At 75.3% G+C, this 12,319-nt stretch carries 11 protein-coding genes and 3 tRNA genes; 3 read left to right on the top strand and 11 right to left on the bottom strand.

Annotated features, from left to right (window positions below; genetic code table 11):
- Positions 1–23: 23 nt before the first annotated feature.
- Positions 24–626, bottom strand: a complete 603-nt coding sequence (locus QJS33_RS15520; protein WP_306368684.1) for a TetR/AcrR family transcriptional regulator — start codon at positions 624–626, stop codon at positions 24–26.
- 51 nt (positions 627–677) lie between these two features.
- Positions 678–1,346, bottom strand: coding sequence for a TetR/AcrR family transcriptional regulator (locus tag QJS33_RS15515; protein ID WP_306368683.1), 669 nt, complete (start codon positions 1,344–1,346; stop codon positions 678–680).
- A 185-nt stretch (positions 1,347–1,531) separates the two neighbouring features.
- Between QJS33_RS15515 and QJS33_RS15510 the strand changes: the two genes are divergently transcribed.
- Complete coding sequence (locus QJS33_RS15510) at positions 1,532–2,641, top strand: CdaR family transcriptional regulator (RefSeq protein WP_306368682.1); 1,110 nt, start codon at positions 1,532–1,534, stop codon at positions 2,639–2,641.
- Here the strand turns inward: QJS33_RS15510 and QJS33_RS15505 are convergent.
- The 3 genes from QJS33_RS15505 to QJS33_RS15495 all read right to left on the bottom strand — a co-directional run bounded on the left by QJS33_RS15505 (position 2,619) and on the right by QJS33_RS15495 (position 6,271).
- Complete coding sequence (locus QJS33_RS15505) at positions 2,619–4,061, bottom strand: carboxylesterase/lipase family protein (protein WP_306368681.1); 1,443 nt, start codon at positions 4,059–4,061, stop codon at positions 2,619–2,621. The genes QJS33_RS15510 and QJS33_RS15505 overlap by 23 nt on opposite strands.
- Positions 4,062–4,072: 11 nt before the next feature.
- Positions 4,073–4,939 carry an acetylxylan esterase gene (locus QJS33_RS15500; protein WP_306368680.1) on the bottom strand — a complete coding sequence of 289 codons (867 nt, stop codon included), beginning with the start codon at positions 4,937–4,939 and terminating at the stop codon, positions 4,073–4,075.
- A gap of 165 nt (positions 4,940–5,104) precedes the next feature.
- On the bottom strand, positions 5,105–6,271 hold the full coding sequence (locus tag QJS33_RS15495) for a thiolase family protein (RefSeq protein WP_306368679.1): 1,167 nt from the start codon (positions 6,269–6,271) through the stop codon (positions 5,105–5,107).
- A 194-nt stretch (positions 6,272–6,465) separates the two neighbouring features.
- On the opposite strand from QJS33_RS15495, the gene QJS33_RS15490 reads away from it, so the two are divergent.
- Positions 6,466–6,894, top strand: a complete 429-nt coding sequence (locus tag QJS33_RS15490; protein WP_306368678.1) for a hypothetical protein — start codon at positions 6,466–6,468, stop codon at positions 6,892–6,894.
- Positions 6,895–7,197: 303 nt separating this feature from the next.
- Here QJS33_RS15490 and QJS33_RS15485 read toward each other — a convergent pair whose 3' ends face one another.
- The 6 genes from QJS33_RS15485 to QJS33_RS15460 form a co-directional block, all read right to left on the bottom strand.
- Positions 7,198–8,193: a phosphatidylinositol-specific phospholipase C gene (locus tag QJS33_RS15485; RefSeq protein ID WP_306368677.1), complete on the bottom strand. Its 996-nt coding sequence runs from the start codon at positions 8,191–8,193 to the stop codon at positions 7,198–7,200.
- A gap of 171 nt (positions 8,194–8,364) precedes the next feature.
- The gene (locus tag QJS33_RS15480) at positions 8,365–10,674 is read right to left on the bottom strand and encodes a transcriptional regulator (protein WP_306368676.1); all 2,310 of its coding nucleotides are present in this window, start codon (positions 10,672–10,674) and stop codon (positions 8,365–8,367) included.
- 1 nt (position 10,675) lies between these two features.
- Positions 10,676–10,748 (bottom strand) — tRNA-Lys (locus QJS33_RS15475).
- A gap of 42 nt (positions 10,749–10,790) precedes the next feature.
- A tRNA-Pro gene (locus tag QJS33_RS15470) sits at positions 10,791–10,863 on the bottom strand.
- Between the two features lie 18 nt (positions 10,864–10,881).
- A tRNA-Met gene (locus tag QJS33_RS15465) sits at positions 10,882–10,955 on the bottom strand.
- A gap of 143 nt (positions 10,956–11,098) precedes the next feature.
- Entirely contained in the window at positions 11,099–11,851 is a 753-nt protein-coding gene (locus QJS33_RS15460; RefSeq protein ID WP_306368675.1) for a hypothetical protein, read from the bottom strand.
- Between the two features lie 228 nt (positions 11,852–12,079).
- Here QJS33_RS15460 and QJS33_RS15455 point away from each other — a divergent pair.
- Positions 12,080–12,319 (top strand): zinc finger protein (locus QJS33_RS15455; protein ID WP_372339669.1); only part of this gene is annotated, 240 nt, incomplete at its 3' end.

Below are 12,319 nucleotides of genomic sequence, written 5' to 3'. Positions count from 1 at the left end.
ACCGCGACCGCGCCGACGGACCGTCAGAGCGGCCAGTTGAGCAGCGCCGTGTCGACGACCTCTTGCAGTTCGTCGTGGCCGACGCCGTCGGTGGCCTGGACGGCGATGCCGAACCCCACCGCCATGACGTACCGGGCCAGCCGCGCCGGATCGGCGCCGGCCGGCAGGTCGCCCTCGGCGACGGCGCGCCGGAAGCGCTCCTCCATGTCCAGGCGGGCCTCGGCCCGCCAGCCGGCGAGAACCTCGTGTGCGGGGCGCGCCCCGTCGCTCGACGGCAGCGCGCCCTGGACGATCAGGCACCCGGAGGGGCCGGTGAGGGTCACGGTCCGGACCGCCCCGCGCAGGAACGCCTCGGCCGCCCCCCGTGCGGTCGGCTCCTCCAGGGCGCGCGCCGCGTAGGAGGCGGGCCCCTCGGTGTAGCGGGCCAGGGCCCTGCGGAACAACTGCTCCTTGTTGCCGAAGGCCGCGTACATGCTCGTCTTGGTGATCCCCATGGCGCCGGTCAGGTCGGTGAGGCTCGCCCCCTCGTAGCCGCGCTCCCAGAACACGAGCATGGCGCGTTCCAGCGCCTCATCGATGTCGAACTCGCGAGGCCGGCCGATGACGCCGTTGCGGGGACTGCCCATGCCACCACCCTACTCTCCGGTACGGAACCCGGACCGGCCTGCGGCCGGGGCCTACCGCCCGGCGGCGCGGCGGTGTTCGAGGCCCTCAAGGATGAGGTCGAGCGAGAACACGAACTCCGCGTCGTCGTCACAGCCGCCCAGGGCGCCCCCGTGGGCGGACCCGACGATCATCTCCGCCACCCAGGGCATTTCGTGCGCCAGGCCCGCCGCCCGGGCCGCCGCGACCTCGGGCGGGGTGTCGGCGCCCTCGTCGAACAGGTTCTGGCCGAACCCCAGGATGCGGCTGCCCAGGACGTGCAGGGCGTGATGGGTCAGATCCAGGCTCAGGCCCCCGCCGCGCAGGATGCCCAGGATGGTGTCGACGTAGCGCAGGGCGGCCGGGGTCGGGATGGGCCGGGCCTTGACGACCTCGGCGGTCCAGGGGTGGCGGAGCATGGTGCGGCGCGCGGCCAGCATCTGCTCGCGGGCGGTCTCCACCCAGGTCGCCCCCGGTTCGACCCGTTCGATCCCGGCGACGACGGTGTCGGTCATGAGGTCGAGCAGGCCGTCCTTGGCGCCGATGTGGCGGTAGAGGGACATCGGGTCGACCCCGAGCTCCTGTGCGATCCGCCGCATGCTGACCGCCGTGGGGCCGTCGGCGTCGGCGACGCGGATCGCGACGTCGACGATGCCCTCCCTGGTGAGCCCGGCCGGGGCCGTCCTCGATCGTCGCGTCGTCACCCGCCACAGTCTAGGCCTCGTGCCCGTTGACCGTGCACAGGAGCCGGTCTGCACTGTAGGCCTACGCCGTAGGTCTGCGGCGTGGGCCAAGCGAGGAGGGTGATGGCGTCGGAACGGGGGAGGGCGTCCGGCCCGCCGCCCGGCCGCCATTGACGTCCGTGTTTCCGTGATGTGACGATGAGCCGATGTCCGACCTGCACATCCGGATGGCCTCGCGCGGAGGCGACGTCACCGCGGCCGTCGTCGCGCGGTGCGCCGCGGAGGTGCCCTACTACCGGGACCTGTCGCCCCGCGTGATCGAGGGCGAGGTGGCCCGGTCGATCGCCGCCGTCCACGGCCTGCTGCTGCGGACGCTGCGCGACGGCGGCGAGGTGGGCCGGGGCGACCTGGCCCTGCTGATCGAGTGGTCGGCGCGCCGGGCCGAGGACCGCGTCCCCCTGGAGGCGGTGACCGCCGCCTACCTCATCGGCGCACAGGCGTGGTGGCGGGTGCTGGTCGAGGCCGCCGAGCCCGGGGAACTGGCCGACGCGGGCGCGCACCTGCTCTCCTGCCTGTACTCGGCCCTGCCCGCCGTCGTGCTCGCCCACCGCCAGACCCTGGAGGACCTGCACAGCGAGGACAAGCGCGTCCGGCGGGCCCTGCTGTCCGCCCTGTTGGAGGGGCGGCCGTACACGGAGGCGGCGCGGGCGGCGGGCATCGAGGTGTCCGGCGGATACGAGGTCGTGGCCTTCTCGTTCGAGGACGACCCGCCGACCAGGTCGGTCCAGTCCTGCCTGGACGCCTGCACGGGCGTCCCGGTGCTGATGGACCACGTCGCGGGGATCGCCCTGCTGCCGGGCCGACCCGACCTGCCCGACCTGGTCGCCGCGCTCGCCCGGGACGTGGGCCCCCTGGTCGCCGCGGCCGCGCCGGCCGGGGAGCCCGCGGACGTTCCGGCGGCGGCCGCGGAGGCCGGCCGGGTGCTGGACCTGGTCCGGCGGCTGGGCCGACCGCCCGGGTTCTACCGCCTGGACGACGTGCTGCTGGAGCACCAGCTCGCCCGCCCCGGCGAGGCGCTGCACCGGCTGGCCGCCAAGCTCGACCCGCTGGACCCCCACCCCTACCTGCTGGAGACGCTGCGGGTGTTCACCGACCACGGGCACAACCGCCGCCGGGCCGCGCTGGCGCTGCACATCCACCGCAACACCCTGGACTACCGGTTGCAACGGGTGGGTGCGCTGACCGGGCTGGACGTCGCGGTCCCGGCCCAGGCCCGGCTGCTCCAGGCGGCGCTCACCGCGCGGGACCTGTTGTGAACCGCGGGTGTCGAAGCCAGGCGCTCAACTCCTCGTGCCGGGGCGCGTGGACCACACCCGGGTCGGGGTCGTCGAAGACCCGGACCGGCCGCCGCTCCGACCAGGCGGGCCAGCCCGGGTCCCCCGAGGCCGCGAAGGACACCCAGGCCCGGTGCACGGTGTCGGCCAGCCCCTGGGGCGCGCCGGACCCCGTCAGGTCCTCGCCGGCGGCCAGGGTGTCGAACGCGAACCCGATCTCCAGCGCGTGGCACGCGCCCAGCCCCAGAGCGGGCGAACGCCAGGCGAACTCGTAGACGAACGTCCGGGCCGGGCCGGACGACCGCGCGTCGGCCCACCGGTTCACCGGGCCGCGCAGCAGCAGGTCGGTGGCCATCGCCCCGAGGATCTCCCCGGGCCGGGCCCCCGGGCGCCCGGCCCGGTACAGCCGCACCACCCGGCCGGGGATCTTGAACTTCAGCGACGCCGACCACAGGGTGAGGCCGCCGATCCGGTCGATCGTCCCGTCGGGGACGAACCACAGCCGGTACTCCTCCAGGTTGGATCCGAGCAGCAGGTCGACGTCGCAGGGCGGGGGAGCCGCGGACACCACGTCGTCGTCGACCACGATCTCGAAGCCCGGACCGCCGCCGAGCGGGGAGCTCGCGCCGACCACCGCGTTCTGTGCGTCCAGCAGCCGCCGCCGGTCCACCGCGGCGAACGCCGCGGCGGTGGCGGGCACCCGCAGCCTGCGGGCGATCCGCCGCACGACCTCGGCGCCCTTCTCCCGCGGCACCGCGCGGGGCGGTCCGCTCTGCACGATCGCCCGGTGGAACAGGCCCCGGGCCCGGGTGCCGGACATCAGGGCCGCGATCCCGATGCCCCCGGCGGACTCCCCGAACAGGGTGACGTTGCCCGGGTCCCCGCCGAACGCGGCGATGTTGTCGCGGACCCAGGCCAGCGCCGCGATCTGGTCGAGCAGGCCGCGGTTGTCGGGCGCGTCGGGGAAGACCCCGAAGCCCTCGACCCCGAGCCGGTGGTTGACCGACACCAGGACCACGCCGTCGCGCGCGAAGGCCGACCCGTCGTAGAGCGGCAGGGCCGTCGACCCGTTGCGCAGGGAGCCCCCGTGGATCCACACCATCACCGGGCGGTGCCCGTCACCGTCGGCGGGCGCCCAGACGTTGAGGTTGAGGCACCCGTCCCCGGGGATGTCGATCGTGGGGATCAGCCGGCCCAGGGCGGGGCCGTACGGGGTCTGGGGGGCGGTCGGCCCGAACTCCAGCGCGTCGCGCACCCCCTCCCAGGGTTCGGCGGGGGCCGGGGCACGGAACCGGTGGGCGCCGAAGGGCGGTGCCGCGTAGGGGATGCCGAGGAAGACCGAGATCCGGTCCCGGGCCAGGCCCCGGACCTCGCCCTGGCGGGTGCTCACGATGGTGTGCATCGGTGTCCTCGTCACGCGGTGGGGGCCGGGAAGCCGTCGGTCAGGGCGTTGCGGCGGACGTCCGACCAGGTGTCCGTGTCGACGCAGATACCGCAGCCGGGGCCGAAGAACTCGCCGTGGGCCGACGCGTCGTCCATCAGGTGCAGGCGGAACCAGGCGGTCGTCGGGGCGGCGAAGGGTCCGGGGTCGCCCACCACGGTGAAGTGGTCGGCCCCGCGGACCTCGCCGTAGACCGCCGGGATGTGGTCGGCGTCGTGGTAGAAGGCCCGCACCAGGAAGGGGAACACGATGCCGTCGCGCCGCCCGGACAGCAGCAGTGCCGGGCCGTGCACGCGGTCGATGTCGGCCAGCGGTCCGGGCTGGATGGGCACGACGGTGTCCACGCGCGGGTCCGCGCCGACGACGATGGAGGCCGCGCCGCCCTGGGAGTGGCCCGAGGCGCCGATGTTCTCCAGGTCGACGCGACCGTGGAAGACGCTGCCGGGGTCGGCGTCCCGGTGGGTGAGCAGGTCGATGCCGGCGCGCATGGAGATGCCGAGGTTGGACTGCGGGGTGTTGGCGGCGGCCACGATGAAGCCGTGGCTCGCCCAGTGCAGCAGCAGGTCCCGGTAGACCACGGGGAAGGCGAAGGTGCCGTTGCCCCAGACGATCACGGGGTGGCGGACGTCGCTGTCGGCGATGTCGCGCGGGTAGTACAGGGTGGTCACCGCCCCGACCTCCACGGCGGTGGCGTAGGGGCCCGGCTCACCGGGGCCGCCGACGGCCGACAGGGTGCCGACGGGCGCGGGTGCGGCGTTCGCGGGGGCGGCCGCGCCCACCGGGACGGACAGGGCGAGGACGAGTGCGGACAGCAGGGCGAGGGGGCGTCGTGCGCGCATGGCGGGGGACTCCTGACGTCGCGGTGGAGCGGGTCCGGGCCCCGCCCCACCTGGTTCGCCTTCACATCCTGCCGGGGGGAACGGCCGCCGTCTCTGCGCAATCGCGGCAATCCCGGGGGCCGGTGTTCGTGCGATCCGCCGACGGACCGGCCTCCCGGGGGTGCGTTACAGGCGCTCGAAGATCGTGGCGTTGGCGAGGCCGCCCGCCTCGCACATCACCTGGAGCCCGTAGCGGCCGCCCGTCTGCTCCAGCACGTTGAGCAGGGTGGCGGTCAACCGGGCGCCGGAGGCGCCCAGCGGGTGGCCGATGGCGGTGGCGCCACCGTTGACGTTGACCCTGGCCGGGTCGGCGCCGGTCTCCTTCTGCCAGGCGAGCACCACCGACGCGAAGGCCTCGTTGACCTCGAAGGCGTCGATGTCGTCCAGGCGCAGTCCGGCCCGGGCGAGCACCTTCTCGGTGGCCGGGATGACACCGGTGAGCATGTACAGCGGGTCGTCGCCCACGACCGCGAAGGAGTGGACGCGGGCGCGGGGCCGCAGGCCCAGACGGCGGGCCGTCTCCTCGCCCGCCACGAGCACGGCGGCGGCGCCGTCGTTGATCGGGGAGCTGTTGCCCGCGGTGACCTTCCACTCCAGCTCGGGGAAGCGCTGCTTCCAGTGGTCGTCCTCGAAGGCGGTGCGCAGTCCGGCGAGGACCTCCGTGGTGGTGCCCGGGCGGACGGTCTCGTCGGTGCGCAGATCGTTGACGGGGCTCACCTCGGCGTCGAACCGGCCCTGCGCCCAGGCGTCGGCGGCCCGCCGGTGCGAGGTGGCGGCGAACTCGTCCAGGAGCCCGCGGTCCAGACCCCAGCGCTGCGCGATGAGCTCGGCGCTCACCCCCTGCGGGACCAGGCCCTCGGGGTAGCGCGCCCCGACGGCGGGGCCGGGGAAGTCGCGGCCCAGCGACTGCGAGCCGATGGGCACGCGGCTCATGGACTCCACACCGGAGGCGATGGCGAGGTCGTAGGCGCCGGCGATGACGCCCTGGGCGGCGAAGTGCAGGGCCTGCTGGCTCGACCCGCACTGGCGGTCGACGGTCACGGCGGGCACCGATTCGGGGAACCCGGCGGCCAGGGCGGCCCACCGCGCGGTGTTGCCCGACTGCTCGCCGACCTGGCCGACGGTGCCGCCGATGACGTCGTCGACCCGGGCGGGGTCGATCCCGGTGCGCTCCACCAGCGCGCGCAGGGCGTGCGCGTGCAGGTCCACGGGGTGGATGTCGGCGTACGCGCCCCCCGGCCTGCCCTTGGCGATCGGGGTGCGGACGGCGTCCACGATGACGGCGGCGGTCATGGCGACTCCTTTGTCGGGCGGTCTGTGCGGTCACCTTAACCGAGAGGGTTTGGTTTTCAAACCATGGGGGTCGCCTCCCCCGCCGAACGGGTCCGGGGCCGGTCGCGGACCCCGGCGCCCTGGCCAGGGGCTTCGGGGCATCGGCGGTACCATGCCCGGGTCGTACCTCCGCACTCGGAAACGAGGAGACCCCGGTGATTCCCCCGATGCCCGGCCCGTTGAAGGCCGCCCGGATCATCCTGTTCGTCACGGCCGGGCTGGTCGGTGTCGCCCTGGTGATGAACCTGCTCGGCGTGTTCTACCTGCTCGGCCTGCCCGTGCAGGAACAGCGGGAACTGTCCGCCGAGACCGGGGCCGGCCTGGGCGACATCCTGCTGCGGTTCGGTATCGGCGCCGTGTCCGCGGCGGCCCTGCTGGCGGCCGGGCTGCTGCTGCCCCGGGGCGGGCGGCGCACCCACCTCATCGCGCGCCTGCTGATCGGCGGGGCCGCGCTGGTGACCGTCGCCGGTGCGCTGGTCACCGACCGTGCGGCCGCCATGGTGGTGCTCTCCCCGCTGATCGTGCTCATCCTGTTGCAGCTGCGCTCTTCACACGAGTGGTTCGCGGCGACCGACCCGTCCTGACCGGCGTTCCATCGCTCCGGAACCGTGTCGGGCGGTGGCGGGTCCGTCACCCTCGATAACGGACAGGGCGAGACAAGGGCCACAACAGCCCCTTGTGCCCCACGGGTTTTCCGAAAGCGTTCACGTTCACTCCCTCGTATTCCGTAAGGTGTTCTCCGGGACCCGGGAATTTCGGGCGGGACGGTGTGGACGGACGCCCCGTCCGGGCCCCGGAGCCCACCCGGTCCCGCCGGTGTCGGCCGTGCCCTAGGGCGGACGGCGGTCGACGCCGGCGGGCCGGACCCTGCGGATCCGCCCGTGGACTCACCCCGTGTTGCGGGCCAGCACCAGGTCGATCAGCTCCCGGTCCGGGAAGTCCATCACCACGATCCCGGTCCGTTGCAGGGGAGCCTGCCGCAGGTGTGCGACCGCGTAGGTGTTGACCCCGCGCGAGCCCAGGAACCCCCAGGCCACCTCGCGGGGGTTCGCGAACGGGGCGCCGCTCCCGCTCAGGTGGTTGACGTAGAGCGTCCCGGACGCCCCCGTCGCCGCCTTCTCCAGGTGCACGCGCACCTTCTCCCACTTGGCCGGGATGTCGAACAGGGTGGGCACTCGGTAGGCGTCCTGGACGTCCGTCGCCGGGCCGTTCCACCCGATCCCGTAGTCGCGCGAGGCCGCGAAGTCCTGCACGATGACGATCCGCCCGCGCACCTCGCCCAGGTCCGGCACGTACGCCCCGCCCTGGACCGGCGGCCGCCACAGGCGCTCGCCCAGGATCCCCCGGGTGTCGGGGTTCCCCTCGATGTAGTGGTCCAGGGTCTCCTGGTAGCTGCGGGTGTTCTCCTCCTCGGTGTGCTCCTTCTTCATCCGGATCAGCACCGTCTCGGTGGGGTTGCGGTCCAGGAACGCGTCGATCGCCACCACCACGTCGCTGAAGTTCAGGTGCAGGTACTCGGCGCCGTGGTGGATGGGGAAGGCGTCCCGGTAGTGGCGGGTGCGCACGTCCAGGAAGCGCACACCCGCGTCGAGCTGCTCGGCGATGGTCAGGTCCTGGGTGCGCGACCACACCGTGCCGCGCCAGGCACCGCTGTCGTGGGTGCCGGGGATGGACAGCTCGGCCAGACCCGCGCCGTCGGGCAGGGAGCCCATCCATCCGGCGGGTTCGGCGGCGGCCACGGTCTCGGCGGCGGCCGGGGCCGGGGCCATGAGACCGGGCAGGACGACCAGGGTCACCAGGGCCGACCACACCAGGGACAGGGGTGAGGGGCGCGGGACGGTCGGGGCGGGGACCGGGAGGACGGGGGCGGACGCGGGGAGCATGGGGTTCCTCCGTTCGCGGGGGGCGGACGCGGGGGAGCGCCCGATCCCGTTCACACTGCCACGCGGAGGACGCCGCCCATATCCCCCTATCGCGCCGGGGGACGCACACCGTTCCCGCCCCGGCGTCGAAGGACGGCGTACGGGCGGGCGCCGCCCGGTCCCACCCGCCCCTCAGAACGGGTGGCGGTACCGGAAGAGCGCCTCGGGGGCGATGTCCAGCATCCAGTGCCGCCCCGCCGTCCACCCCAGGAAGCGCACGGTCTCCCCGTCGTCGCGGGCCGGAAGGGTGTGCCCCGCCACCGCCGCGCGCAGCCACACCAGCGCCGGGTCCAGCCGCTCACGCACGTGGTAGGGCAGGTCGGCCCCCTCCATCCGGGCCAGCACCTCGCGCTGCTCCCGCGGCGTGCACCGGGACAGGAAGAACACGGTCTGCCGCCACGCGAACGCCGCGTTCTTCACGTGCGCGAGCGTGTCGTACACCCGGGGCAGCGCACCCAGCAGTCGCACCGTCGTCCGGTGCGCCCCCCGCGCCGCCGCCGCCCACCCGTCCCGCGGCCGCGCCCCGGCCACGACCAGCGCCGCCAGGTTGTGGGTGGTGAGGATCTGCGCCTGCTCGATCACCATTCCGTTGCCCGAGACCGACCGGAGCGGGTCCCCGGCGCGCTCCCGGCACAGCAGGGCGAAGGTCGGCTCCCCGCCGGAGGGCTTCTCCTGTAGCGCGAACACCTCGGCGCAGTCGATCCCGTAGTACCGGGCGTACAGGGTCCCCTCGACCACCTCGGCGGCCCGCCGGGCGGCCCGGGTGAACTTGGCCGAGAAGGTGCCCGTGAAGATGTCCGAGGCCAGTTCCTCCACGAACGGGAAGTCCACCTGGCGCGGCGGCACCCGCCCCTCGGCGGTGCGCGCCAGCCCGCTCAGCTCGCTCACCAGCGGGTTCGGCGTGATGGTCCCGGGGAAGTGGGTCAGCACGGTGTCGCCCACCCGGACGAGCACGGCACGGGCGGCCTCCCGGCGCACCCGGGCGGACCCGTGGTGGCGCTCCAGCTCCCGCACCCAGGGCAGTTCCCCCTGCCGCACCTGGGAGGCCAGGTCGAGCAGCAGCAGGGACCGTCGCCGCGCGAACGCCTCGTGGTGGGCGGTGACCAGCCGGGACAGGGCGGGGTCGTCGATCGCGGCCGCCTGCGCCGCGGCGGCCAGGGCGGGCACCAGGGCGGCCAGCACCTCGGCCGAGGGGACCACACCCCGCTCCACCAGCTCCTCCAGCGGGGCGATGACGGCCTTGGCCACCCGGGCGCGCAGCGGCCCCGGGACCGCGGACCCGGCGGCGGCGTCGAAGTCCCGCGCCTCCTCGGCGGAAACAGGGGCCAGGGCCGCGTCCGGGTCGGGCACCCCGGAGTTCTCCGGCAGGGCGGACAGGCGCTCGGCGAGCAGCGCCGCCAGCACGTCGTGGGTGGGCAGCGCCGCCTGGGCGGCCTGCACGGTACGCACCGCGGAGTGCCCGGCGGAGCCGGGGACGCCGCGCTTGGCGGTCATCGCGGCCACGGCGCACCGCAGCAGGCCGCGCCGCCGCGCGCCCAGCACCCCGGGCCCGTCCGGGGCCACGGCCTCGCGCAGGGCGGCCAGCAGGATCGCGAGGTTCTCCTTGGGCCTGCGGTGCTTGGTGCACAGCGTGTGCTCGGCGGCCAGCCGCCCGTACTCGTCGAGCAGGGCGGAGCCGCGCGCGGCCCACCCGTCGGGGCGGTGCGCGTCCACCGCGGTCCCGCCGTCCGGGGCGGTCTCCAGCCAGTGGGCCAGCACCCGGTCGGCGAACGGGTTCCACACCGCCAGCGCCTCCCGCTGGGCGCCCGGCGCCCCGGGCCCCCGGGCGGCCACCGCGGCCAGGGTGTCGCGCACCTCGCGGACCGAGTGGCGGAACACCGCGCCCGGCGGCAGGTCCCGTGCGGGGGCCGGACGCGGGGTGAAGCACAGGGTCGCGGCGAAGGGGTCCAGCTCGGCGAGCAGCCGCAGCGCGGCCGCGGTGTCCCCCGTGCGCAGCAGCCACACCACGGTGAGCAGGGCGGCCTGCTCGGGCTGGTCCACCGCGTAGCCGCCGCCGTCCAGCAGCGCACCCAGGTGTTCCAGGCCCGCCTCGGTGAGGTGGTGGGCGTACAGCGCGGCGCGGTCCTCCCGCAGGCCGTGCCGGCGGATGAGGTCCAGTTCGTGCGGGCGCAGCGGCCCCGCGGCGGCGGCCTCGCCCGTGGCGAACCCGCCGTGCGCCACCTCGGGGGTGACCCAGGCGGGCAGGCCCCTGACGGGCGTGCGCGATCCGATGGACAGCCGCCCGGAGGCCATGCCCTCCGTGATCCGGCGCCAGGCGGAGGCGCGCCGCTCGGCGGCCCTGCGCACGGCGGGGTCGTCGTGGGCCGCGGCGGTGGCCAGCTCCTTGAGCAGGCGGCTCGCCGGGTACCCGGGGTTCGCGTGTACGGGGGTGGTGTCGTCCATGCCGGTGCGGTGGGTTCCGCCCCCACGCCCTCCCGGATAAGAGCCGGGTGCTCTGCTGCCTGAGCTACGCACCGTGTGCGTGCCGACGCGCACGGTCGGGAGTGCGCGTCGGCCCGCCGGTACGGCGGGCCCTGCCCCCGCTCCCTCCCGGTCCCGAGCCGGGCGCTCTCCTGGTTGAGCTACGTACCGTCGCCCCCTGAGGGGCCGTCGACGTGGCGGGCCCTGCCCCCGCGACCTCCCGGTTATGAGCCGGACGCTCTCCTCGACTGAGCTACACGTCGTCCATGGCCGGAACCGTAGCGCGTGGGACGCGGGGCGGGGAAATGATTTTCCGCCTCCGGCGGCGGATGCTCCGTACGGCCGGGGCGCCGCGCGCAGAGAGCCCCGTCGGCGGAGCATCGGACGAGCGGCGGCGATCGGGCCGTCAGGCGCTGGACTCCAGCCCGTAGGGGGTGGCGAACCGGGTCGCCAGTGCGAACACCGCCGTCGGGTCCGGCAGCGGGCCCCGGGCCAGCAGCGCGGCCAGGCACGGGCACCAGCGGGACCGGCCCTGTGCGGTACAGGCCAGTACGCCCAGCAGCCGCAGGGACAGCGCCAGATCGGCCAGGTGCGGGGCGGGGTGCTCGACGGCGGCCCCCGGGGCGAAGGCGCGCAGGCCCAGCTGCTCCTGCTTGGCCCGGGCCAGGGCCCGGGCGATACGGTGCTCCGGGGTGGGCCGCAGGTCGGCGAAACCGTCCTCGGCGATACGGGGCAGGGCTCCGGCGGCGACGGCGGCCGGGGACTCAGCGGCCCGGGCCAGGGCCTCCAGGGTCGGGCAGTCGGCGCGGCGCGAGGGGGAGCAGACCCGGTGCCAGCACACGGCCGGCAGCAGGGAGGCGAAGCAGTCCAGGGCGGCGCGGGCCCGCGGGGTGTGCCAGCGGCGGACGTGCTCGGCGTTGCCGGGGGAGTCCGCGGCGACCGGCCAGGCGGTGGGGAGCAGGGCGCTCAACCGGGGGCCGCGGCGGCGCGGGACGCGCAGCGGTGCGGGACGGCGCGCCCACGGGCCCGGGGTGCCCCGGCGGGACAGGGCGTGCGGGGTGTGGTCGGCACAGGGCGGGACCACGCGGGGACGGCGGCAGCGGCCGCCGCGCAGGGTGGGACCGTCGCAGGGGCGGGCGCGAACAGGGTTCCGAGCCATGCCTTCGAGCATGTCCGACCTGCGCGGACGCGGCCATGGCCCCGGCGGTGAGGTTCCCGGGACGGACGGTAAGGGCCGCGGGGCGGCCGGGACCGGCCGCAGTGACGGGGGTTTCGGGAGGGTTCCCTGTGTTCTGCGGGGGTACCTCCCAAGCGCGCGGATTCCGGGATTGTGGCACGATTCGGGGTCCGGCGGCGTACGGTGGGGCTGATCGAGGGGAGGACACCCTTGGCAGAAGGTGACTGGCGGTGCGGCGTCTGCACCGCTCTCAACGAATCGGCGAACCGCGCCTGCCTGGTGTGCGACACCGTCCGCACCGCGGCCCGGGCCGCGGGTCCGGCGGACCTGCTGGCCGAACCCGTGGGGGCCGACGCCTTCCGCGCTCCGGCCGCGCCGCCGATCGCGGCGGAGGACCTGCCCCAGGTCCGCGTGATGGAACCACCGGACCCGCCGCCCCGGCGCCCGGCC

The sequence above is a fragment of the Nocardiopsis sp. CC223A genome, assembly GCF_030766825.1.
Taxonomy (GTDB): Bacteria; Actinomycetota; Actinomycetes; order Streptosporangiales; family Streptosporangiaceae; genus Nocardiopsis.
The sequence above is the reverse complement of the archived record's forward strand: the minus strand, read 5'-3'. Positions and strand labels throughout refer to the sequence as shown.

What these genes read in the sequence shown, in the direction of transcription:
- QJS33_RS15520 (WP_306368684.1), bottom strand. Translation starts at nt 626, where the DNA reads ATGGGCAGTCCCCGCAACGGCGTCATCGGCCGGCCTCGCGAGTTCGAC.
- QJS33_RS15510 (WP_306368682.1), top strand. Translation starts at nt 1,532, where the DNA reads ATGTCCGACCTGCACATCCGGATGGCCTCGCGCGGAGGCGACGTCACC.
- QJS33_RS15505 (WP_306368681.1), bottom strand. Translation starts at nt 4,061, where the DNA reads ATGCACACCATCGTGAGCACCCGCCAGGGCGAGGTCCGGGGCCTGGCC.
- QJS33_RS15500 (WP_306368680.1), bottom strand. Translation starts at nt 4,939, where the DNA reads ATGCGCGCACGACGCCCCCTCGCCCTGCTGTCCGCACTCGTCCTCGCC.
- QJS33_RS15495 (WP_306368679.1), bottom strand. Translation starts at nt 6,271, where the DNA reads ATGACCGCCGCCGTCATCGTGGACGCCGTCCGCACCCCGATCGCCAAG.
- QJS33_RS15485 (WP_306368677.1), bottom strand. Translation starts at nt 8,193, where the DNA reads ATGCTCCCCGCGTCCGCCCCCGTCCTCCCGGTCCCCGCCCCGACCGTC.
- QJS33_RS15480 (WP_306368676.1), bottom strand. Translation starts at nt 10,674, where the DNA reads ATGGACGACACCACCCCCGTACACGCGAACCCCGGGTACCCGGCGAGC.
- QJS33_RS15460 (WP_306368675.1), bottom strand. Translation starts at nt 11,851, where the DNA reads ATGGCTCGGAACCCTGTTCGCGCCCGCCCCTGCGACGGTCCCACCCTG.